Origin of the sequence: Stagnihabitans lacustris (assembly GCF_025950525.1) — a bacterium.
Classification (GTDB): domain Bacteria; phylum Pseudomonadota; class Alphaproteobacteria; order Rhodobacterales; family Rhodobacteraceae; genus Stagnihabitans.
The window spans coordinates 728,203-748,479 of the sequence record NZ_JAPDGS010000001.1 but is presented as its reverse complement, the minus strand read 5'-3'; the positions used below and the strand labels follow the sequence as shown (position 1 = coordinate 748,479).

Sequence of the window (20,277 nt, the reverse complement as noted above, 5' to 3'; positions counted from 1 at the left end):
GGGTTTGTCGGCTTGGGGCGCGCCAAGAAAAAGCGCCCCGCAGGGCGCTTTGGGTGTTCGCACGACAGGCCGGTTTCGCACGACAGGCCGGTTTCGCACGACAGGCCGGTTTCGCACGACAGGCCGGTTTCGCGCGGCAGGCCGGGACAGGTCCGGCCTATTCCAGGGCTTGAACCGAGATGGCGCGGGCGATCTCGGCCTTGACGAGTTTTCGGATGTTGCGGGTGATCCGCTCACCCAGGTCGCCTTGCAGCTGCTCGCGGATCAGGTCGCGGACCAATTCGCGCAGGACATCTTCGGAAAAGATACTGTCTTCTTGTTGCAGGATCGGTTGGACCGGCTCGGCCTCGGGGGTTTCCGCGCCAAGATCCAAGGGTTCGGCTGCGGGTTGCGGCGCGGGGGCGCGCAGGATTTCAGGCGCGGGGATTGGCTGCGATGCGGACGGCGCCGTCAAACGCTCTGCCGCGCGAGAGCGGGCGGCGTAGGTTTCGGCCATGGGGCGGCGGGCGAAGGTAAAACTGGACCAGTCGAGGCTGGACAGATCGGGCGAGGCATCGCCGGTCTCTGATTCCCAGGCGAGCGCATCGGCGCCAAGGGTCGTGGGCGTCAGACCGGGGGTGGCAAGATGCAGGCGGCCGGGCTCTGCCGACTGCGCCTTGGGCTCTGCAACGCCGGGCTCCTGCCCTGCCGACTGGACCACGGACCTTTGCGAGACGGACTTCGGGGGAAGCGCCGCGGTCAAAGGCAGCGGAGAAACGGACCCGGCAGCGAAGGCCGCGTCCTGGGGCAAGGCACCGGACGCAGGCGGAGGTGTCGCAGACGGTCCGGGCGCGCGCTCCTCCTGCCTGGCGGGGCGATGAAAAGCCTCTTCGGCTTCGGGCCAGGACTGCGCCGCAGAAGGCTCCGGCCGTTTCAAGGGCGTCACCGTTGCCGAGGGGCGATGGTCCGGCGCAATCCGCTGGGCCGGCGTCAGGATCAGGCGATCTTCGACCACCAGGCGCGACAATATCTGTGGACGCGGCGCAGTGGCCGCAGCCTTGCGGTCCTGCGAGACGAGTCGCCGGATCGAAGAAAGGATGTCCTCGATCTCTGCCGCCGTCTTTGCATCCGACATGGTTCCGCCTCGCCGCTCGCCTGTTCAAACGCCCACTCTGGGGCCTGATCCGAGATTAAGACACCCGGGCCTTGCCTTCAAGCAAAGCCCGGGTTTGGTTAATATTCTACGCAGATTGCGCCTTATTTGCCCAAGGTCGCAAGAATTTTGTCCAGCTTTGCCCCGCGGGTCGAGGTCGAGGGCGCCGATTTGACCGCGTTGTAATAGGCCTCGGGGTCGAAAGTCGGGATACCAAGCTGCAAATCTTCGGCCGTCAACAGGCCCATGGCGGACAAAAGCGCATATTGGCTGATCGACAGATTCGCCTGGGCCTGCAGCGCGGCCGCCTTGGCCGACAACAGCGTCTGTTCGGCCTGCAGCACGTCCAGCGTCGTGCGGCTGCCCAAGTCGGCCTCTTGTTTCACGCCGTCATAGGCCGCCTGGGCCGCGCGGATCTGCTCGCGGTTGGCCGAAAGCGAAGCATTGGCCACAAGGATATTCGACCACGCCTTGCCCACCGATTCCGACACCTGAACCCCGGTTTGCAACTGCGCCGCATGGGCCTGTTGCGACGAGGCCACCGCCGAGCGCAGCGCCGACGACAGCCGCCCGCCGGCATAGATCGTCTGATCCAGCGTCAAGCCCACGGATTTGTTCAGGTTTTCACCGTTGAACCCACCCTCGTCAAAGCCCTGCGTGATCGTGACCGTGCCCGAAAGCTCGGGGCGGAACTGCGCCTTGGCCAGCTCGATCCCGATATCGGCGGCCTTGGCCTGATGTTCGGCCTGCGAGATCACCGGGTGATTCGACAGGGCCAGCGCCCGCGCCTCTTCGACCTTGCGGACCGCGATCTTGGGATTGGGCACGGCCGAAAGCGCCGCCGGATAATGGCCGATGGCGGCATTATACCGCTCGCGCGCGGCGTTGAAATTGCCCTGCGCAGCAGCAAGCCCCGCCCGGGCCGAGGCCAGTTGCGCTTCGGCCAGGGCAACGTCGGTCTTGGTCACTTCGCCCACGTCGAACTTGTCTTGCGCGGCCTTCAGGTCTTCGGTGATCAGGCGGACGTTGGATTGCTGCGCCGCGACCAATTCGGTCTGCAAAGACATGTCCACATAAGCCGAAATCGCGTCCAGAAGCACTTGCTGTTCGACATTGACCAGCGACGCCCGCGTCGCCAGCACCAGTTCATTCTTGATGTCGATGCCCAGGCGCCCGCGACCGAAATCCAGAAGCGTCTGGGACAGGGCCAGGGTCAGGCTGCCGCTGTTGGTTTCCGATGAGGAAAACAGCCCCGGCTGGGTGTTGTAGGCATAGCCGACCTTGCCCTGAAAGCTCAGCACCGGCAAAAGCGTGCCGACCGCGGTGGCCACATCTTCATCCGCCGCGCGCAGAACCGCCTGATTTTGCTGCAGCAGGTTCGAATTGCGATAGGCCGCGACCAAAGCGTCGCTCAGGGTTTCCGACCAAGAGGCCATGGGGGCCAGAAGCGCCGCCCCCGTCATCAGTCTTGCCACGAGTTTCCGCATCATCCACCTCATTGCGAGCGTCCGGCGGGGACCCGTCGTGGCGCCATCCGGGCCTTTTGGCCCATGTTTAAACCACGAAGCCCTTAAAGCACGAAAGCGCGGGGAGCTTCGAATCCGGGCAGAACCGGGGCGGTCGCATTGAACACCTGCCGCCAGCCGATCTTGCCGTCCAACTTATGTGCGATCCGGCCGATGCCAAGGGGGCCTTCCATGAAGATTGCGCCGATGCGGCCGCCTTCGTTCAATTGTGCGGCAATCGCCGGGGGCAAAGCCTCGATTGCGCCCTCGATCAGGATCAGGTCGAAGCCGCCCTTGACGCCTTCGGCCAGCGGGCCAGTCACAACTTGGGCCAAGGCCCCAAGGTTGGCGCGCGCGGCCTCGGCCATGGTGGCGTCGGATTCCAGCGCCGTGACCTTGGCGCCCATATCGGCCAGGACCGCGGCAGCATAGCCATAGCCTGCCGCGATAACGAGGGCGGTCTCGCCCTGGTTCACATCCAGCGCGTCCAACAGTTTCGCCAGCGACCGCGGTTCCAGCGCGACGCGTCCCGGTGCCAGAGTGACATTCTGCCCGACATAGGCCGCTTCGCGCGCGGCCGCGGGCACATAGGCCTCACGCGGGACCGCGAGCATGGCGGCGATGATCGGGAATTTGGTCACGTCCTGCGGCCGGACCTGGGTATCGACCATCGTCACGCGGCGGGAAGCAAAATCGGTCATCTGGGGCATCCGGAAGGTTTGCGACACGGGAAGGGTTTGCGACACGGGAAGGGTCAGGCCGAACCAAGGGCCGCCCGACCCGCTGGACTTGTCTTGCCACAAGTGCCGGACAGGGGCAACAGGGCATGGCCGCGGTTTGCCCGCCAACATCCCGCAAAATGGCGGAATTTCGGGGCGGACAGGGGGGAGGCTTCCGGGCCGCAGGCAGCGGACAGGGCGGGAGAAACGGGGCGAAATCTTTGGTTAACCCTTCTGAGGCAACCTGAACATATCCAGAACGGAAGCCGCGCCGAACTTGGCCCATACCGGAGAATCCTGATGCCCGACCCTGCCCCCCATTCCGACATGACCACCAGCACGGCCCGACAGATGGCCGCCGAACTGGCCGCGATCCGGCGCGACATGGCCCGGCTGCAACGCCGCGAGGCGCAGATCCTGGCCAGAGCAGATTTGGCCAATCCAGATTTGGCCAGGGCAGAGCCGCGCCCCGGCTGGCCGATGCAAAGGCTTCAGGCGATGGGCGCCATGATCTCGACTTCCGCACCCGCGCGGATCGCGGTGTAAAAGCACGACCGCCGGTTGGTGTGGCAGGCCGGTCCCTCTTGCGTGACCAGCGCCAAAAGGCAGTCGCGGTCGCAATCAAGGCGCAGCTCGACCAGGACCTGATGGTGGCCCGAGCTTTCGCCCTTGACCCAGAAGGCCTGGCGAGACCGGCTCCAATAGGTGACGCGGCCGGTTTCCAGCGTGCGGGCGACCGCGGCGGCGTTCATCCAGGCGAACATCAGCACCTGGCCCGAGGCCTGATCCTGCGCGATGCAGGGGATCAGCCCGCGATCATCATAGCGCAAAGTGGCGGGATCGAAGGAATTGGACATGAGGACTCCTTGGCGGGGGCTGCGGCGAGGGCTATCTAACCATTTGTGGCCAGGTTGACCACAACCCCTGCTGCGGCCGTCAAAGCCATACCCGCCTCCCGTGGCCACTAATGCCACGCCCTCTCCGGTGGCCGTCCAGGCCGCTGCCAATGACGCGGCCGCCAAGGCCACACGCAATCCAATGGTCCCTTTGGCCCCCCATCTGGCCAAAGGGGCCGCTTCCAGCCGGAGCCCGCGATGAGCGATACCGACCTCGTTTCCCTCTATTCCGGCCGCATCCTCGCGCTGGCGGCTGACATCCCGCATCTGGGCAAGTTGGCCGCGCCCCAGGGCAGCGCCAAGAAGCGCTCGCCGCTTTGCGGGTCGACGGTCTCGGTGGATGTGCAAACCCAAGACGGCAAGATCACCGATTTCGCCCAGGACGTGCGGGCCTGCGCTTTGGGTCAGGCCTCGGCTGCGATCCTTGGGGCCGCGATCATTGGCCGGACCCGTGCCGAGCTGGAGACCGCCCGCGACCAGCTTGCCGCCATGCTGAAAACGGCAGGCCCCATCCCCGAGGCCCCGTTCCAGGGCTATGAGGTCCTTCTCCCCGCGCGCGATTACCGCAACCGCCACGCCTCGATCCTTTTGGCGCTGGAGGCCACGATCGCTGCGATGAACACGGCCACCGCCGCCTGACAGGTTCCGACCGCTTCCCCGTCAGACCGCAGCGCGCAGGGCAATGGCCTCGCGTCCTTTCCGGTCTTTCATACTGGCTCAAATACTCCACGGGAGGGTCCGGGAGGGTGTGAAACCCTCCCGGGGCTTGCCCCAAGGAATCGGGGAGGGTGTGAAACCCTCCCGGGGCTTGCCCCAAGGAATCGGGGAGGGTGTGAAACCCTCCCGGGCGTTCCAAAAGTGATCGGGGAGGGTGTGAAACCCTCTCGGGGTTTGCCGCAAGGTCCCCCCTTGGCCGACAAAGGCGCCAAAGACCGCGCCCCCTTGGCCAACCATCAAAGCCCACCCCTGCCCGAGTCCAACGCCAAAGGCGAAAGCCCCCCTACCCCAGCATCACCAACGCGTGACGCTTCTTGCCCGCAGTCAGCTTCAGCGGCGCGGCCAGTTCCCCCGCCCCGATCCTCAGGCCGGCATCCGTGGCCACCTCGTCATTGACCCGCGCGCCACCGTCCAGGATCAGCCGCTTGGCCTCCTTGCCCGAGGGCGCAAGCCCCGCGCGCACGAAAAGCTGCGCCAGCGTGATCCCCTCGGCCACCTCGGCGGCGCTCAGCTGCAAGGTCGGCAGGTCATCGCCCACCCCGCCCTTTTCAAAGACCTCGCGCGCCGTGGCCTCGGCCGCTTGCGCCGCCTCTGCCCCATGCAAAAGCGTGGTCGCCAGATTGGCCAAAAGGATCTTGGCCTGGTTGATCTCGGCCCCTTGCAGCGCGCCAAGGCGGTCACATTCCGCCACCGGCAGCTCGGTGAAAATCTTCAGGAAGCGGCCCACATCGGCATCGGTCGTGTTGCGCCAGAACTGCCAGAACTCGTAAGGCGACAGCATGTCACCCGAAAGCCAAACCGCCCCGCTTGCCGATTTCCCCATCTTGCGCCCATCGGACGTGGTCAGCAAAGGCGTCGTCAACCCATAGATCTGCTTGTCGATCACGCGGTGCGTCAGGTCGATGCCGTTGATGATATTGCCCCACTGATCCGACCCGCCCATCTGCAACAGACAGCCATAGCGGCGATTGATCTCAAGGAAATCATAGGCCTGCAGGATCATGTAGTTGAATTCGAGGAAGGAAAGGCTCTGCTCCCGGTCCAGCCGCGACTTGACGCTTTCGAACGACAGCATCCGGTTGACCGAGAAATGCCGCCCGATGTCGCGCAGGAATTCCAGGTAGTTCAGATTGTCCAGCCACTCGGCATTGTTCAGCATGACGGCATCCGTCGCGCCCTCGCCATAGGACAGATACCGCGAAAACACCCGGCCCAGACCCGCGATGTTGCGGTCGATCGCCTCAGAGGTCAGCAACGGACGCTCCTCGGACCGGAAGGACGGATCGCCCACCTTGGTCGTCCCCCCGCCCATCAGCGTGATCGGCTTGTGCCCGGTCTTTTGCAGCCAGCGCAGCACCATGATGTTCATCAGATGGCCCACATGCAGGCTGGCCGCCGTGGCGTCATAGCCGATATAGGCGGGCACCACTCCGGCAATCAACGCCTCGTCCAGCGCCTGATAGTCGGTGCAATCGGCCACAAAGCCGCGCTCGAACATCACGCGCAGAAATTCGGATTTCGGGTGGTAGGTCATGGCATCCCCATGCATTATTGACCGGGATCGTATAGCGGGGGCGCCGGTGAAGGAAAAGGAAGAACCGCTCTGGGTTCTGGGGATGATGTCGGGGACCTCTTTGGATGGGGTCGATGCGGCCATGGTGCTGACCGATGGGGTCCGGGTGCTGGATTTCGGCCCGCATGGGTTCCGCCCCTATACGGCCGCGGAACGCGCGGTGATCGCGGCGGGCTTTGGGCGTTGGCCGGGGGATCCGGGCGTGCGCGCCGCCGCCGAAGTGGTGGAGGGCGCCCATATCGAGCTTGCCTCGCGGTTTTCCGATGTGGCGCTGGTGGGCTTTCACGGCCAAACGCTGGCCCATGATCCGGGCGGGCGGGGCACGCATCAGGCGGGGGATGGCGCGGTCCTGGCCGAGGCCCTTGGCCTGCCGGTGGTCTGGGATTTCCGCAGCGCCGATGTGGCGCTTGGCGGCCAGGGCGCGCCTTTGGTGCCGTTTTTCCACCATGCGCTGGCCCGGCGGCTGGGGGCCGAAGCACCCCTGGCCTTTTTGAACCTGGGCGGGGTGGGCAATCTGACCTGGGTCGATCCGGGCCGCCTTTCCCCCGAGGCACCGGGGGCGCTTTTGGCCTTTGACACCGGCCCCGCCAATGCGCCGATCAATGACCTGATGCAGGCGCGCCTTTGCCTGGCGCAGGACGAGGGCGGCGCTTTGGCCCTGCAAGGCGCGGTGGATGAGGCGGTCATCGCAGGCTTCCTGCGCCAGTCCTATTTCCACCGCATGCCGCCCAAGTCGCTGGACCGCAACGCCTTTCACGACCTGTTGCCCGGCGTGGCCCATCTGTCGGACGCTGACGCCTGCGCCACCCTGACCCATGCGGCGGCGGCGGCCGTGGCGCGGGGCGCCGAGCATTTCCCGCAAGCCATCTCGCGCCTTCTGGTCGCCGGAGGGGGCCGCCACAACCAGGCCCTGATGGCGGCCTTGCGGCAAAGACTGCCGGGGATGTCGCACGGCGCGGTCGAGGATATCGACGCCACGGGCTTGAATGGCGACATGCTGGAGGCCCAGGCCTTTGCCTATCTGGCGGCAAGGGTGCGGCGCGGATTGGCCACCTCTGGTCCTGCGACAACCGGGGTTCGTGCCCATGTGGGCGGCGGGCAGATCAGCCAGCCGGACTGACAAAGCCCGGGGGCGCGCCCCCGGGCTTTGTCAAGCTCAAGCCTTACGGCGGCGAAGCAGACCAAGGGCGCCGATCCCCGCCGCCAAAAGCGGCAAGCCCGCCGGCAGCGGCACGGTCGCAACCGTCACATTGTCGATGCCGAAGCCCTCGTCATAGGCCTCCTGGCCCGAATTGCCGAGGAAGCTGATCTGGAAATCGCCATTGGCATCGGCCAGACCGGACAGGATCAGCCCATAGGTGTATTCCGTTGCCCCCGCCCAGCCTGAACTTTCGATGCTTGCGACGGCGCCGGTGCCGGCACTTGACCCGACCCCGCCATAGCTTTGCGGGAAGTCCGACGCCGCATCGAGGCTGCCCGGCCAATTCGAGAAGGAATAGTCAAAGACCGTCGACCCGTTGAAGGCCACGGCGAAGGTGTCCGGCCCCCACGTGGCATTGTCGCCGTCCAGCGACTGCAGCGTATAAAGGTCAAAGGTCAGTTCCAGCGCCTGGTTGGCCGCAAACCCCGTCAGGCTCAGCGTCGCCGTCGCCCCCTGGGTCAGGATGCCGTAAAACGCGCCATAGGTGCCATAAGTCGTCACCGCGGCGCCGGTAAAACCGCCGTCGCCCATCGAGAAATCATTCGTATAAACGGTCGATGCCTGAGCCCCCGCCGTCAAGGCGAGGCCGAAGGCCAGGGAAGTCAAAAGTTTCATGGGTCACTCCACAACTGCAGGAGTTCCCCCTACAACCAAAAGATGATCAACCCAAGCAAATACGGTGAACGAAACCTTTCGTTCCGGAATTGGAAACATTGGCCAGATTCGGCAACATAGGGCCCGGATTGGAAACATAGGGCCTAAGGAAAATCGGGCCTCAGCCGTAAAGCACCTTGGCCCTTGCCTCGAAGGCGCGCACCACGCGGGTCATGGCCTCGTTGAACACAAGCCCGATGACACCGGCCAGGATCGCGTTGCGGAACTCGAAATCCACCTCGAAGGCGACCTTGCAGCCACCCTCGGCCGGGGCAAAGCGCCATTCCGACTTCAGATGCCGAAAGGGGCCGTCGATATATTCCGTCAGGATGCGGCTTTCCCCGGGCAAGAGCGTCACGCGCGAGCCGAATTTCTCGCGGAACAGTTTGAAGGAGATCACCAGATCCGCTTCCATCACCTCGCCGCCCTCGACCGGGCGCCGAGACCTGATCCGGGCGGCGGCGGTCCAGGGCAGGAACTGCGGATACTGCGCCACATCGGCGACCAAAGCGAACATCTGGTCGGGCGTATGGGGGAGAAACTTCTCCTCGGCGTGGCGCATCGGTTTTTCCTTGCCAAAGGGGGCACAAGGCGCATTTGTCTTGGGGCTGCCCAAAAATCAAGCCCCACCAAGGACCGAACATGCAAGAGCGCCCCTATGTGATCGACCAGATGATCAGCGCCAAGACCATCGCCGCCCGAGTCGAGGAACTGGCCCGCGAGATCACCGAGCATTTCCACGGCACCGAAAAGCTGGTCGTCGTGGGGCTGTTGCGCGGGTCCTTCATCTTTATCGCCGACCTGATCCGGGAAATCCCCCTGCCCTGCGAGGTCGATTTCCTGGAGGCCTCCTCTTACGGCGACGCCATGCACTCCTCGCGCGAGGTCAAGATCCTGAAGGACCTGCGCGGCGAGATCGCGGGGCGCGATGTGCTGGTGGTCGAGGATATCATCGACACGGGCTTTACGCTGTCCCATGTCAAACGCCTGCTTCTGTCGCGTGAGCCGAAAAGGCTGAAGGTCTGCGCGCTGTTGGACAAGCCCTCGCGCCGCGAGGTCGAGATCAAGGCCGACTGGACCGGATTCGAGATCCCCGACGAATTCGTCGTGGGCTATGGCATCGACTTCGCGCAACGAAACCGCAACCTGCCCCATATCGGCAAGGTCCGTTTCGCCGAATGAACCTGTTCTTGCGGATGGTCTGGTGGTTGCGACATCCGCCCTCGCCGTCGCGGGTGCGGCTGGTGCTGGTCGTGGTCGCGGCCTGCGCCTTGATCGCGGGGGCCGAGCACCTGTGGGGCTGGCCCGAGTGGCTGAGGGTGAACGGCCGCCTGCGGCCCTGAGCCGCAGAACGCCGCCCCGTCACGGTCCGCCCCCCTTGCCGCTTCAGCCCGAAGCGGCGCCCACCCGCCCTTGTGTCGCAACCCTGCGCCGCTGCCGTCGCACCCTTCACACCCCCTGCTTCACGGCCCCCTTCACGGGCGCGTGTCCCCCGCTTGCCCGAAGCCGCGCCCCGTGTCAGGTTGGCGCAAAGAGGAGTTTCGCATGGGCCGTTTCTTTCGTCGCCTGCTTGCCTTGGGCATTTTCGCCGCAGCCGCCGGTTGGTTCCTGACCGCTCCCACCCTCCGCGACACCCAGGCGGCCGAGGCGCTGACCCCCGATCCGGTCCATGGCGAGACGATCTTCTGGGCCTCGGGCTGCGCCTCGTGCCATGCGGCGGCGGGGGCCAAGGGCGAGGATGCCAAGCTCTTGTCGGGCGGTCAGAAATTCGCGACCGCCTTCGGGACCTTCCTGGCGCCGAATATCTCGCCCTCCAAGGAAGGCATCGGCGACTGGACCACGGCGCAGTTCATCCATGCGGTCCAGGATGGCGTCCTGCCCGATGGCAGCCACGAATACCCCGCCATGCCCTATGTGGCCTATGCCAAGATGTCGGATCAGGACATCGTCGACCTCAAAGCCTTTATCGACGGTTTGCCGCCCTCGGATGTGGCCAGCCTGCCCCATGACGTGGGCTTTCCCTTCAACATCCGCCGCAGCCTGGGCGGCTGGAAGCTGTTGTTCGGCAATCCGGCCTATGTCCTGACCGGCACCATGACCCCCGAGGTCGAGCGCGGCCGCTATATCGCCGAAGCCATGGCCCATTGCGGCGAATGTCACACGCCGCGCAATGCGCTGGGGGGCCTTGATACCGCGAAATGGCTGGGCGGCGGGGTGATCGACGGGACGGCCAAAGTGCCCAATGTCACGCCGGGCGGCCTTGACTGGTCCGAGGCCGATATCCTGAACTACCTCACCACCGGGGCCACGCCCGATTTCGACTTTGTTGGCGGCGCCATGGCCCATGTCGTGGACAATATGGGCCACCTGCCCGAAAGCGACGTCCGGGCGCTGGTGGCCTATCTCAAGGCGGTGCCTCCGGTCAGCCCATGATCCTGATCGGCCAATACGACAGCCCCTTTGTCCGCCGCGTCGGCATTGCGCTGCGGCTTTACGGGATGGGCTTCGACCATCGGCCCTGGTCGGTCTTTGGCCAGGCCGATCAGGTGGCGGCGCTGAACCCCCTGATGCGGGTGCCGACCCTGGTGCTGGAGGACGGCTTGGTCCTGACCGACAGCCACATGATGCTGGACCACCTGGACCGGCTGGTCGATGCGCCGCTTTTCCCCCGCACGGGCATGGCGCGGACGCGGGCCCTGAGGCTGGCCACGTTGGGCACCGGGCTTGCCGAAAAGGCGGTCAGCCTGTTTTACGAACGCCGCTTGCATGAGGTGACAGCACCCGATTGGGAGGCGCGCTGTGCGCGTCAGATCGGTCAGGTCCTTGCCGCGCTAGAGTCCGAATGTCCCGCCGCCTGGTGGTTCGGCGCGCTTGGCCATGCCGATATCGCGGTCGCCTGCGCCCTGCGCTTCGTGACCGAGGCGCATGGCATGACCCTGCCGCCGGGCCTCGCGGCCTTTTCCATCCGGGCCGAGGCCCTGCCGGTCTTTGCCGAGATATGCCAACCCTTCCAGGCGCCGTAAGCAAAGCTGATAGGCCTGCTAAACCCGCGGCATAAGGTTAGAATCGCGCGCAAAATGGCTCTGGCCATGGGGCCGGCCCGGGTGCCTTGTGCAAGCACCGCGAGACTGCGAAAGGATTCGCCATGACACGTCTGAAACTGACTCCCCTGAAGCTGACCGGTGCCGCCGTGGCCCTGCTGTTGTCGACCTCCGGCCTTTGGGCGCAAGAGGACCCCTTTGCCGATGCGGTGGAAACCCGTCATGGGCTGATGCTGCAGATGGCCTCGGACCTTGGCAAGATCGGCGCCATGGTGAAGGGCGAGGTGGCTTATGACTCCGCCGCCGCAGCCAAAGCCGCGGCCAATGTCGCAGCCGTGGCCTCTGTCATCTCGCTGGAGCAATTCCCGGCCGGATCGGAAGTCGGCAAATCGGCCGACAGCTTCGCCAAGGCCGAACTTTGGGCGACGCCCGATGATTTCCTGGGCAAGCTGGCCGATCTGAACACCGCCGCAGCCACGCTGGTGGCGGGCGCAGGCACCGATCTGGATACGGCCAAGGCCGGCCTTGGCATGGTCGGCAAGGCCTGCGCCGCCTGCCACGAAACCTATCGCCAACCCGAGGGCTAAGCCGCGTTCTTGTCGGTGACGGGGCGCCTTCGGGCGCCCTTTTTCTTGGCCCGGCCTTGACGGGGCAGCGCCCGGATCGCTACCTGCGGCCAAAGCCAACTTGCGAAAGACATCCCTTGCGCCGCCTCGTTCTTGCCGCCCTTCTCGTCGCCTCCCCTGCCCTGGCCGAAGACCGACCTGACATCGACCGCGCCTGGCAGATCGCCCGCGCCACGGCGCTGGATTTCTCCAGCACGGCGGAGGGATATCAGGCGCGCATTTGGGACGGCCAGACCCAGGGGGGCTGGCTTTACCGCAGCCTGTTTCCCGAACTGGTCGACCCCGCTTTCCTCTCCCTCTCGGCCGCGCGCGACACTGGGGAGGGTATCAGCTCGCTGGATTGCACCCGGATTGGCCCCCAGGGCCTTGCCCTGATGCGGGCCGGTGGCAGGTTCGAAGGATTCTCCGATGTCGATGCCAATGGGACAGGCTCGGCACCGGACCTGCCCGAAGATGATGACACCCTGCGCCTTTTGGGGGGCTTGGCGCGCCGCCATGGGGCCGAGGGCGGTATCTTGATGCAATGCACCCTGAGCCAGCCAATCGACACGACAGACGGGGCGATCGACTATCTTGTGACCCGCCTCGCGCCGGACTTCGAAACCAAGGCTCCGTCGCTGTTCCAAGCACAGTTTCAGGGGGGCAAGCCCGGACCCCAAGGGCAAATCCTGACGCTGGACGTCGGCGTTGTTCCCGGTCCTATTGGCGAGAAGGCCGCGATGATGTTTTATATGATCAGCCGCAGCGGCCCGGGGACTTAACGCCCCAAGGCTGCCAGACGGTTCGCCCGCAGCCGCGCAAAGTCGTCGCCAGCATGGTAGCTCGACCGCGTCAAAGGTGTGGCCGAGACCATCAGGAAGCCCTTGCCCCAAGCCGCCGTCTCATAGGCCTTGAACTCGTCAGGCGTGACAAACCGCGCCACCGCATGGTGTTTCGGCGTCGGTTGCAGATATTGCCCCACGGTCAGGAAATCGACATCGGCGGATCGCATGTCGTCCATGACCTGTTTCACCCCCGCCGCATCCTCTCCCAGACCCACCATGATGCCGGATTTGGTGAAGATCGACGGGTCCAGCTCCTTGACCCGCTGCAACAGCCGCAGCGAGTGGAAATAGCGCGCGCCGGGGCGGACCTCGGCGTAAAGGCCGGGGACGGTTTCCAGGTTGTGATTGAAGACATCGGGGCGGGCCTCGACGACCGCTTCCAGCGCGGAGGGCGGGCATTTCAGGAAATCGGGGGTCAGGACCTCGATCGTGGTCGAAGGGGAGCGATGGCGGATCGCACGGATCGTCTGGGCGAAGTGATCGGCCCCACCATCCGCAAGGTCGTCGCGGTCAACGGACGTCACAACCACATGGTTCAACCCCAGTTCCGCCACCGCATGGGCGACGCGGCCGGGTTCGAAGGCATCCAGCGACGCGGGCTTGCCGGTCGCGATGTTGCAAAAGGTGCAACCCCGCGTGCAGATCTCGCCCATGATCATCATGGTCGCGTGGCCCTGGCTCCAGCACTCGCCGACATTGGGGCAACCGGCCTCTTCGCAGACCGTCACCAGCTTTTTCTCGCGCAGGATGTCGCGGGTCTTCTTGTAGCCCTCGGAGGTCGGCGCCTTGACCCTGATCCATTCGGGCTTTTTCGGCTGCGGATTGTCGGCACGATGCGCCTTTTCGGGGTGACGCTCTTCGGGGTTCTTCAGGTCACGCATCGCCACTCCTTGGGCCGAAGCCTCGCGATTATTCCCCGTTACATAGCCTTTGACCCATGAGACGAAAAGGTGTTCCGTAAAGATGGTTGGCTGCCATGCATTTCAGGGGGGACCACAGCGATGGCCGAAGATTGGGGCAAGTGGCAAAAGGAATGGGACAAGATCGAGCCCAAGACGCGCAACCTGACACTGGCGCGGGGCAGAAAGCTGCTTGATATTCTGAAGGCCCGCGACAAGCTGTTGGAAAAGCACGAAAAAGACTTTCGCGCCGTGCTGAAGGCCGCGGTCGAGGCGGGCGCCGCGGGCACCGACTACAAGGCCTTTGAGGGCAAGAAGGGCGTCCCCCAGGCCAAGGCGCTGTTGGACGAGGACGTCCGGCTGGTCGCCCAAGAGGTCAACGAGGTCAACCTTTATTGCAAAGAGTGCGACGCGCTGTTCAAGCCCATCGACAAGCTGACCGATGCCATGGGCAAGGCGATCAAGTCGACCAAGGAAAAATCAGCCGAACGCGACAAGGCGAAAAAGCTGTTCGAGACCATCGAGACCAAGCGCAAAGAGCTGGGCGAATCCGCGGACCTGCATTTCAAGGTCGATGCCTTTTTGCGGGAATTGCCCAAGCAATATCCGGCCTGGATCAAGCTGATCGTGACCGAGGCCGTCAAGGGCGGCAAGGCGGGGGCCGCGAAAGAGGCCGAGAAGGCGGCGGCCGTCGCGGGGATCGACGATAAAAGCCTGAAGGCTGCGGTGGCGACCATCGAAAAGATGCGGCTCAAGATGGAAAAGCCGCTGATGGCCGCCCAAGAGGCCTTTGAAACCGACCTGAAAAAGGCGGCTGATTTCGTCAAGCAGGGTCAGTCCGAGCTGGCCAAGATCAAGAAATTCGCGGCCGAAGTCAAAGCCTTGGGCGAGAAGAAGAAGAAAGAGATAGCCGCCGCCAAGGATGCGAAGACTTTGCAGGGCTATTTGAAAGAGGTGGCCGAAATCTCCGAGGGCGCGGGGGCCGACTTCAAGACCATCGCGGATGATTTCAAGGCGGCGATGTCCAAGAAGAAATAGCAGGCATGACCGGAGACGTCTGGCGTCAGGCATGGCGGGGTGTGCGACGCGGGGGATGATGGCCAATTCTTCGACCGGAGACGGGCCGGTCAGGCATGGCGGGGGTGTGCGACGCGGGGGGCTGATCCGGGGAGCGGATAGCGGGGGGGCTGATCCTCCCCCCCCCTTTGGCCCTACCCGATCAGCGGGCCAGAGCGGCCATAGGTCTCGTCATAGTGGCGGCGCAGGCGTTGCAGGGCGATGCGCAAGACGATCTTGCCCGACCGCGCCGCCCAACCCATCCGCCGCTCCGCCGCCTCGATGCCCTCCAGGAAACAGCAGACCCGCAGCGCCACATCGCCCAAGCCCGGACCAAGGTCGCGCAAAGCCGCCGCCACCCGGTCGCGCGCCGCCCGCGGACCCTCGGCCAGGCCATCGCTGCGAAAGCCGCCGCGGTCAGAGCCGGTCAGGAACCGCTCCCAGTTCTGCGCCACGCGGGGGCCCATCTGGGCCAGCTCGTAATCCTCGCGCAGGCGTTCGGCCGCATCAACCAGTTCGGGCGGCAAGAACACCTTGCCATCCTTGTCACGCCGCCGCCCCAGCACCGCCACCGGGCTTTCCGCCAGATTATACCGCATCCGCCGCGGACCCTCCTCGGTCGCGATCTCACGCGTGGCCCATTCGCGGTGCTGGTGGCCAAAGACCATGGGCGCCTCGGCCATCCCCTGCGCCAGGCCCTGCTTGTGGCCCTCCTCCGTCTCCAGCATCCGCTTCAAGGCCATGCGCCCCACCGTGGACAGCTCATAGCTTGTGACCCGCCCCGCCTTGCGGATCGAGATCCAGTCTTTCAGCGCAAAGGCCTGGGCAAAGGCGCGGTCAACGACCCCGGTGCGCGCCGAACGCCCATCGGGGAATTCGCGCATGACGACGGCCTTTTCCATATCGGGCGCCACGGCCAGGACCGCGCCGGGTTCCGCCAGGCGGCGCAGCACGCGCAGCCCCTCGCGGGCGATTTGCTTGTCGTCAAGGATCTGGTGGCGGATCGGAGCGGACATGGGATCTTCCTTCGTGGATGAATGGGGGCTTTCCCCGTCCCGGCAAACCAGGGAGGACAGCGCTTCATCCAGCAAAGGATCGTCGCGTCTTCCCTCATAGCGGCGCACCTGGCGCAGGACCGTCGAGGCATGGCACCCGTCGCGGCGGGCAATGGCGCGCAACGAGAGGCCCTGTTCGGTGTGGTCCAGGTAGAGGCGCACGGCCCCTGGCACCCAGGCAGGCAGGTCGGAACGGAGGCTCGGATTTTGCATGGGGATCATTTCCGGCATGGGCCCTTCCAACCGCATGTTCGATTTGTGCACTTCTGCAACCGTGAGTGGCATTGGTTACCCAAGAGTTAAAATCCAAGACAATCGCTATAATTGTTTCGAAATCTTAAACAACTTAGTAACCATCGCACGGTTGAAACGGCGGTTGCGCAACGCCCGGTTGAGTTGTGGCATGGTGATTGTATCCAGAATCGAAACGGAGTGTTGCCCATGTCTGCGAACCGCACCGATTTCCGCACCCTCTTGGCTGACCTGCGCCGGCCGCAGCTGCTGATTCGCGCCGCCCGTCTGGGCCTTGTGGAATACCGCCGTGACCGCGATTTGAAGCGGTTGATCGACGGGCAACCGGCGCCTGACCGGTCTGTCCCCCGACTTTTGTCGGAAGAAGAGCGGATGGAGGCCACCCGCCAGCGCGGCGACGCCGGTTATTCGGTGGCCCGTCATATCGAGGTCATGATCGCCCTGATGGCCGAGGTCAGCCTTCTGCCGCGCAATCCGCCCGATCTGCGCCTTGTTTGACCTGGCCCAGCGGGTCTGATTGTCCCGACCAAGGCAACAATCAGCCGCCAAGGACTGTCGCCAGCCTGGCGACAGTCCAAGGTTCGAAAAGCAAAAGGCCCGCCGGATCACCGATCCCGCGGGCCTTTCCATTTCACGACATTCCGCCTCAGATAAAGGCGTCGGGCTCCGACGCCTTGCGCTCGGCCACAAAAGCCTCCAGCGCCTCGGCCTTGGCCACGTCCAGCTCGGGCTGGACATAGTCGTTCAGCATCTTCTTCACGCGCTCATTCGCCAGCTGCATCGTATCGCGAGAGCCTTCCTCGGCCCAGGTCTCGAAGGGCTTGTAGTCCAGAAGGTCGGTGCGCCAGAACGCGGTCTTGAAGTTGGCTTGCGTGTGTTCGCAGCCAAGGTAGTGACCGCCCGGACCCACTTCGCGGATGGCGTCCATGCCCTGACCGTTCTCATCCATGATGATGCCCTTGGCCATGTGGTGCAGCGTGCCCAGTTGGTCGGCATCCATCACGAACTTCTCATAGGACGACACAAGGCCGCCCTCCAGCCAGCCGCAAGCGTGCAGCATGAAGTTCACGCCCGACAGAAGCCCCATGTTCAGGCTGTTGGCCGATTCGTAAGCCGCCTGCGCGTCGGGCAGTTTCGACCCGCAGAAGCCCCCGGCCGACCGGTAAGGCAGGCCCAGACGGCGCACCAATTGACCGACGCCGTAGGTGATGTGGCTGGCCTCCGGCGTCCCGAAGGTCGGCGCGCCCGAGTTCATGTCGATCGAGGTCACAAAGGCCCCGGCAATGACCGGCGACCCCGCGCGCACCAACTGCGAATAGGCCACGCCCGCCAGCACTTCCGCCAGAACCTGCGTCAGCGTGCCGCCGACCGTCACCGGCGCCATCGCCCCGCCCACGATGAACGGAGACACGATGGACGCCTGGTTCGCCTGCGCATAGGTCTCCAAAGCGCCCATCATGATCCCGTCAAAGGTCATGGGCGAGTTGATGTTGACCAGCGACGTCATCACCGTGTTCTGATCGACGAAATCCGCGCCAAACAGGATCTTCGCCATGGCGACCGAATCCACCGCCCGCTCGGGTGCCGTGACCGACCCCATGAAGGGCTTGTCCGACAGGGTCATATGGGCCAGCAGCATGTCCAGGTGGCGCTTGTTCACCGGCACGTCCGTGGGCTCGCAAACCGTGCCGCCCGAATGGTGCAACCACTTGGACATATAGGCCAATTTCACAAAGTTGCGGAAGTCGGCAATCGTCGCATAACGCCGCCCGCCCTCCATATCCCGCACAAACGGAGGTCCATAGACCGGCGCCAGCACCAGGTTCCGCCCGCCGATTTCCACATTCCGCGCCGGATTGCGCGCATGTTGGGTAAAGCTTTTGGGCGCCGTCGAACACAGTTTCCGCGCCAGGCCCCGGGGAATATGCACCCGCTCGCCGCGCACATCGGCGCCCGCCTCGCGCCAGCGTTGAAGCGCGCCCTCGTTTTCCACGAAGTTCACGCCGATCTCTTCCAGGATGGTTTCGGCGTTGTATTCGATGATCTGAAGCGCTTCTTCGTTCAGGATCTCGAAGTTGGGGATGTTGCGCTCGATGAAGCGCGCAGTCTCGAAGGAAACCGCCGTCCGCTCGGCGCGCCGGGTCGCCCCACCGCCGCCACGTGCCCGCCGTCCTGCCACTTGATCGTTCATCAAAGCCTCCAAAGCCGTTTGCCGCCGTTATGCGCCCAAATCCCCCGCGCTCCCAAACCAAATGCGGCACAAAAGGCCGAAAAGCGACACGACCACCGATCAAAACCGACCCCGCCTTTCAGACTGACGCAAATACTCACGGGGATTTTCAAGGGGCGCGTGCGCCCCTTGAAGCGGGGGGTCCGGGGGGCTTGCGGCCCCCCGGTTCGGCACCGCAAGCGATTCCCATCTTGCCAAAACCGCCTTCAAAAGCTACGCGACCCCATGAGCACCACATCCCCTGGGCATGATCGCCTCCTCATCATCGACTTCGGGTCGCAAGTCACCCAATTGATCGCGCGCCGCCTGCGCGAATTGTCGGTCTATTGCGAGATCCATCCCTTCAACAAAGTGGACGAGGCCTTCCTCGCCCGCTTTGCGCCCAAGGCCGTGATTTTCTCCGGCGGCCCGGCCTCGGTCTATACCGAGGGCGCGCCGATGCCGCCCAAGGGGGTCTTTGACCTGGGCGTCCCGATCCTGGGCATCTGTTACGGCCAGCAGGTCATGATGCATTGCCTCGGCGGTCATGTCGAAGGCGGGCACGGCACCGCCGAATTCGGCCGCGCCTATGTGACGCCGACCGATGCGAGGCTCCCGCTCTTGGACGGCTGGTTCGCAACTGGCGACGAACAAGTCTGGATGTCGCACGGCGACCATGTGTCCAAGATCGCCCCCGGCTTTCAGGTCTATGGCACCTCGCCCAATGCGCCCTTCGCCATCACGGCCGACACCGCGCGCCATTTCTACGCCGTCCAGTTCCACCCCGAGGTCCACCACACGCCCAAGGGCGCCATGCTTTACGAGAATTTCGTGAAGCTGGCCGGCTTCAAGGGCGACTGGACCATGGGCGCCTACCGCGAAGAGATGATCGCCAAGATCAAGGCCCAGGTCGGCGACAAAAAGGTCATCTGCGCGTTGTCGGGCGGCGTTGACAGCTCTGTCACCGGCATCCTCTTGCACGAGGCCTTGGGCGACCAACTGACCTGCGTCTTTGTCGACCACGGGCTGTTGCGCCTGGGCGAGGCCGAACAGGTCGTCAAGATGTTCCGCGAGAACTACAGCCTGAACCTGATCCATGCTGACGAGTCCGACCTTTTCCTCGGCGCGCTGGAAGGTGTCAGCGACCCGGAAGTGAAACGGAAAACCATCGGCCGCCTCTTCATCGAGGTCTTTCAGAAATACGCCAACCAGATCCCCGGCGCGGAATTCCTGGCGCAAGGCACGCTGTATCCCGATGTCATCGAATCGGTCTCGTTCAGCGGCGGGCCTTCGGTCACGATCAAATCCCACCACAATGTCGGCGGCCTGCCGGAAAAGATGGGCCTGAAACTGGTCGAGCCGCTGCGCGAGCTGTTCAAGGACGAGGTCCGCGCGCTTGGTCGTGAACTGGGCCTTCCCGCAAGCTTCATCGGCCGCCACCCCTTCCCCGGCCCGGGTCTGGCCATCCGCTGCCCCGGAGAGATCACCCGCGAAAAGCTGGAGATCCTGCGCCGCGCCGATGCCGTCTATATCGACCAGATCCGCAAACACGGGCTTTACGACGAGATCTGGCAGGCCTTCGCCGCCATCCTGCCGATGAAGACCGTGGGCGTGATGGGCGACGGGCGGACCTATGACTTTGCGGTCTCGCTCCGCGCCGTCACCTCGGTTGATGGCATGACGGCGGATTACTACCCTTTCACCCATGATTTCCTGGGCGAAACCGCCACGCGGATCATCAACGAGGTCAAGGGCGTCAACCGCGTCTTTTACGATTGCACGTCAAAGCCCCCCGGCACGATCGAGCTGGAGTAAGGCGCCAAAGCGCCCTCACCCTGGGCGCGGGCAAATACCGAAGTGACCCTTGGGCGGAAGCGCCCCAAAGACCCTGCGCCCCGCCGCGGGGTCTTTGGCCTCC

22 protein-coding genes are annotated in these 20,277 nt (G+C 64.5%); 12 read left to right on the top strand and 10 right to left on the bottom strand.

The features are described 5' to 3' along the window. Positions 1 to 157: 157 nt before the first annotated feature. From NX862_RS03615 to NX862_RS03605, 3 genes are all read right to left on the bottom strand, one after another. Positions 158 to 1,114, bottom strand: coding sequence for a hypothetical protein (locus NX862_RS03615; RefSeq protein WP_264492496.1), 957 nt, complete (start codon positions 1,112 to 1,114; stop codon positions 158 to 160). 122 nt (positions 1,115 to 1,236) lie between these two features. After that, a complete protein-coding gene (locus tag NX862_RS03610; protein ID WP_264492495.1) occupies positions 1,237 to 2,619 on the bottom strand; it encodes a TolC family outer membrane protein in 1,383 nt (460 codons plus the stop codon). Between the two features lie 83 nt (positions 2,620 to 2,702). Next, on the bottom strand, positions 2,703 to 3,338 hold the full coding sequence (locus NX862_RS03605; protein ID WP_264492494.1) for a protein-L-isoaspartate O-methyltransferase family protein: 636 nt from the start codon (positions 3,336 to 3,338) through the stop codon (positions 2,703 to 2,705). 318 nt (positions 3,339 to 3,656) lie between these two features. On the opposite strand from NX862_RS03605, the gene NX862_RS03600 reads away from it, so the two are divergent. Next, complete coding sequence (locus NX862_RS03600) at positions 3,657 to 3,902, top strand: hypothetical protein (RefSeq protein WP_264492493.1); 246 nt, start codon at positions 3,657 to 3,659, stop codon at positions 3,900 to 3,902. On the opposite strand, the gene hisI is transcribed toward NX862_RS03600, so the two are convergent. Then, a complete protein-coding gene (gene hisI, locus NX862_RS03595; RefSeq protein WP_264492492.1) occupies positions 3,848 to 4,213 on the bottom strand; it encodes a phosphoribosyl-AMP cyclohydrolase in 366 nt (121 codons plus the stop codon). The genes NX862_RS03600 and hisI overlap by 55 nt on opposite strands. A gap of 237 nt (positions 4,214 to 4,450) precedes the next feature. On the opposite strand from hisI, the gene NX862_RS03590 reads away from it, so the two are divergent. Next, on the top strand, positions 4,451 to 4,891 hold the full coding sequence (locus NX862_RS03590; RefSeq protein ID WP_264492491.1) for an iron-sulfur cluster assembly scaffold protein: 441 nt from the start codon (positions 4,451 to 4,453) through the stop codon (positions 4,889 to 4,891). A gap of 361 nt (positions 4,892 to 5,252) precedes the next feature. Here the strand turns inward: NX862_RS03590 and tyrS are convergent, their stop codons facing one another. Beyond that, positions 5,253 to 6,503, bottom strand: a complete 1,251-nt coding sequence (gene tyrS, locus NX862_RS03585; RefSeq protein ID WP_264492490.1) for a tyrosine--tRNA ligase — start codon at positions 6,501 to 6,503, stop codon at positions 5,253 to 5,255. A gap of 82 nt (positions 6,504 to 6,585) precedes the next feature. Here tyrS and NX862_RS03580 point away from each other — a divergent pair, with 82 nt between their 5' ends. Then, on the top strand, positions 6,586 to 7,662 hold the full coding sequence (locus NX862_RS03580; RefSeq protein WP_264492725.1) for an anhydro-N-acetylmuramic acid kinase: 1,077 nt from the start codon (positions 6,586 to 6,588) through the stop codon (positions 7,660 to 7,662). Positions 7,663 to 7,698: 36 nt separating this feature from the next. Here NX862_RS03580 and NX862_RS03575 read toward each other — a convergent pair whose 3' ends face one another. Together NX862_RS03575 and NX862_RS03570 are read right to left on the bottom strand one after the other, a co-directional pair. After that, positions 7,699 to 8,358: a VPLPA-CTERM sorting domain-containing protein gene (locus tag NX862_RS03575; RefSeq protein ID WP_264492489.1), complete on the bottom strand. Its 660-nt coding sequence runs from the start codon at positions 8,356 to 8,358 to the stop codon at positions 7,699 to 7,701. Between the two features lie 160 nt (positions 8,359 to 8,518). Then, positions 8,519 to 8,959, bottom strand: a complete 441-nt coding sequence (locus NX862_RS03570; protein ID WP_264492488.1) for a type II toxin-antitoxin system RatA family toxin — start codon at positions 8,957 to 8,959, stop codon at positions 8,519 to 8,521. 80 nt (positions 8,960 to 9,039) lie between these two features. Here NX862_RS03570 and hpt point away from each other — a divergent pair, with 80 nt between their 5' ends. The 6 genes from hpt to NX862_RS03540 all read left to right on the top strand — a co-directional run bounded on the left by hpt (position 9,040) and on the right by NX862_RS03540 (position 12,825). Further along, a complete protein-coding gene (gene hpt, locus NX862_RS03565; protein ID WP_264492487.1) occupies positions 9,040 to 9,579 on the top strand; it encodes a hypoxanthine phosphoribosyltransferase in 540 nt (179 codons plus the stop codon). Further along, positions 9,576 to 9,740, top strand: a complete 165-nt coding sequence (locus NX862_RS03560) for a hypothetical protein (RefSeq protein WP_264492486.1) — start codon at positions 9,576 to 9,578, stop codon at positions 9,738 to 9,740. The genes hpt and NX862_RS03560 overlap by 4 nt, the downstream gene beginning before the upstream one ends. Positions 9,741 to 9,942: 202 nt before the next feature. Then, a complete protein-coding gene (locus tag NX862_RS03555; RefSeq protein WP_264492485.1) occupies positions 9,943 to 10,830 on the top strand; it encodes a cytochrome c in 888 nt (295 codons plus the stop codon). After that, complete coding sequence (locus tag NX862_RS03550; RefSeq protein WP_264492484.1) at positions 10,827 to 11,420, top strand: glutathione S-transferase family protein; 594 nt, start codon at positions 10,827 to 10,829, stop codon at positions 11,418 to 11,420. The genes NX862_RS03555 and NX862_RS03550 overlap by 4 nt, the downstream gene beginning before the upstream one ends. A 122-nt stretch (positions 11,421 to 11,542) precedes the next feature. After that, on the top strand, positions 11,543 to 12,025 hold the full coding sequence (locus NX862_RS03545; RefSeq protein WP_264492483.1) for a c-type cytochrome: 483 nt from the start codon (positions 11,543 to 11,545) through the stop codon (positions 12,023 to 12,025). A 116-nt stretch (positions 12,026 to 12,141) separates the two neighbouring features. Further along, positions 12,142 to 12,825 carry a hypothetical protein gene (locus NX862_RS03540; protein ID WP_264492482.1) on the top strand — a complete coding sequence of 228 codons (684 nt, stop codon included), beginning with the start codon at positions 12,142 to 12,144 and terminating at the stop codon, positions 12,823 to 12,825. Here NX862_RS03540 and lipA read toward each other — a convergent pair. Further along, positions 12,822 to 13,769: a lipoyl synthase gene (gene lipA, locus NX862_RS03535; RefSeq protein WP_413694530.1), complete on the bottom strand. Its 948-nt coding sequence runs from the start codon at positions 13,767 to 13,769 to the stop codon at positions 12,822 to 12,824. The two genes, NX862_RS03540 and lipA, sit on opposite strands and share 4 nt — an antisense overlap. A 120-nt stretch (positions 13,770 to 13,889) precedes the next feature. On the opposite strand from lipA, the gene NX862_RS03530 reads away from it, so the two are divergent. After that, positions 13,890 to 14,825, top strand: a complete 936-nt coding sequence (locus tag NX862_RS03530) for a hypothetical protein (protein ID WP_264492481.1) — start codon at positions 13,890 to 13,892, stop codon at positions 14,823 to 14,825. Between the two features lie 173 nt (positions 14,826 to 14,998). Here the strand turns inward: NX862_RS03530 and NX862_RS03525 are convergent, their stop codons facing one another. After that, positions 14,999 to 16,111, bottom strand: coding sequence for a DUF6456 domain-containing protein (locus NX862_RS03525; protein WP_264492723.1), 1,113 nt, complete (start codon positions 16,109 to 16,111; stop codon positions 14,999 to 15,001). 228 nt (positions 16,112 to 16,339) lie between these two features. Here NX862_RS03525 and NX862_RS03520 point away from each other — a divergent pair, with 228 nt between their 5' ends. Next, positions 16,340 to 16,648: a DUF6477 family protein gene (locus NX862_RS03520; RefSeq protein ID WP_264492480.1), complete on the top strand. Its 309-nt coding sequence runs from the start codon at positions 16,340 to 16,342 to the stop codon at positions 16,646 to 16,648. A gap of 148 nt (positions 16,649 to 16,796) precedes the next feature. Here NX862_RS03520 and NX862_RS03515 read toward each other — a convergent pair whose 3' ends face one another. Continuing rightward, positions 16,797 to 18,341, bottom strand: coding sequence for a trimethylamine methyltransferase family protein (locus tag NX862_RS03515; RefSeq protein WP_264492479.1), 1,545 nt, complete (start codon positions 18,339 to 18,341; stop codon positions 16,797 to 16,799). A gap of 264 nt (positions 18,342 to 18,605) precedes the next feature. On the opposite strand from NX862_RS03515, the gene guaA reads away from it, so the two are divergent. Further along, positions 18,606 to 20,174, top strand: a complete 1,569-nt coding sequence (gene guaA, locus NX862_RS03510) for a glutamine-hydrolyzing GMP synthase (RefSeq protein ID WP_264492478.1) — start codon at positions 18,606 to 18,608, stop codon at positions 20,172 to 20,174. Positions 20,175 to 20,277: the final 103 nt, after the last annotated feature.

Bases quoted from the DNA above. Each gene is read 5' to 3' on its own strand.
- NX862_RS03615 (WP_264492496.1), bottom strand. From the start codon at position 1,114: ATGTCGGATGCAAAGACGGCGGCAGAGATCGAGGACATCCTTTCTTCG.
- NX862_RS03610 (WP_264492495.1), bottom strand. From the start codon at position 2,619: ATGCGGAAACTCGTGGCAAGACTGATGACGGGGGCGGCGCTTCTGGCC.
- NX862_RS03605 (WP_264492494.1), bottom strand. From the start codon at position 3,338: ATGACCGATTTTGCTTCCCGCCGCGTGACGATGGTCGATACCCAGGTC.
- NX862_RS03600 (WP_264492493.1), top strand. From the start codon at position 3,657: ATGCCCGACCCTGCCCCCCATTCCGACATGACCACCAGCACGGCCCGA.
- hisI (WP_264492492.1), bottom strand. From the start codon at position 4,213: ATGTCCAATTCCTTCGATCCCGCCACTTTGCGCTATGATGATCGCGGG.
- NX862_RS03590 (WP_264492491.1), top strand. From the start codon at position 4,451: ATGAGCGATACCGACCTCGTTTCCCTCTATTCCGGCCGCATCCTCGCG.
- tyrS (WP_264492490.1), bottom strand. From the start codon at position 6,503: ATGACCTACCACCCGAAATCCGAATTTCTGCGCGTGATGTTCGAGCGC.
- NX862_RS03580 (WP_264492725.1), top strand. From the start codon at position 6,586: ATGATGTCGGGGACCTCTTTGGATGGGGTCGATGCGGCCATGGTGCTG.
- NX862_RS03575 (WP_264492489.1), bottom strand. From the start codon at position 8,358: ATGAAACTTTTGACTTCCCTGGCCTTCGGCCTCGCCTTGACGGCGGGG.
- NX862_RS03570 (WP_264492488.1), bottom strand. From the start codon at position 8,959: ATGCGCCACGCCGAGGAGAAGTTTCTCCCCCATACGCCCGACCAGATG.
- hpt (WP_264492487.1), top strand. From the start codon at position 9,040: ATGCAAGAGCGCCCCTATGTGATCGACCAGATGATCAGCGCCAAGACC.
- NX862_RS03560 (WP_264492486.1), top strand. From the start codon at position 9,576: ATGAACCTGTTCTTGCGGATGGTCTGGTGGTTGCGACATCCGCCCTCG.
- NX862_RS03555 (WP_264492485.1), top strand. From the start codon at position 9,943: ATGGGCCGTTTCTTTCGTCGCCTGCTTGCCTTGGGCATTTTCGCCGCA.
- NX862_RS03550 (WP_264492484.1), top strand. From the start codon at position 10,827: ATGATCCTGATCGGCCAATACGACAGCCCCTTTGTCCGCCGCGTCGGC.
- NX862_RS03545 (WP_264492483.1), top strand. From the start codon at position 11,543: ATGACACGTCTGAAACTGACTCCCCTGAAGCTGACCGGTGCCGCCGTG.
- lipA (WP_413694530.1), bottom strand. From the start codon at position 13,769: ATGCGTGACCTGAAGAACCCCGAAGAGCGTCACCCCGAAAAGGCGCAT.
- NX862_RS03530 (WP_264492481.1), top strand. From the start codon at position 13,890: ATGGCCGAAGATTGGGGCAAGTGGCAAAAGGAATGGGACAAGATCGAG.
- NX862_RS03525 (WP_264492723.1), bottom strand. From the start codon at position 16,111: ATGCAAAATCCGAGCCTCCGTTCCGACCTGCCTGCCTGGGTGCCAGGG.
- NX862_RS03520 (WP_264492480.1), top strand. From the start codon at position 16,340: ATGTCTGCGAACCGCACCGATTTCCGCACCCTCTTGGCTGACCTGCGC.
- NX862_RS03515 (WP_264492479.1), bottom strand. From the start codon at position 18,341: ATGAACGATCAAGTGGCAGGACGGCGGGCACGTGGCGGCGGTGGGGCG.
- guaA (WP_264492478.1), top strand. From the start codon at position 18,606: ATGAGCACCACATCCCCTGGGCATGATCGCCTCCTCATCATCGACTTC.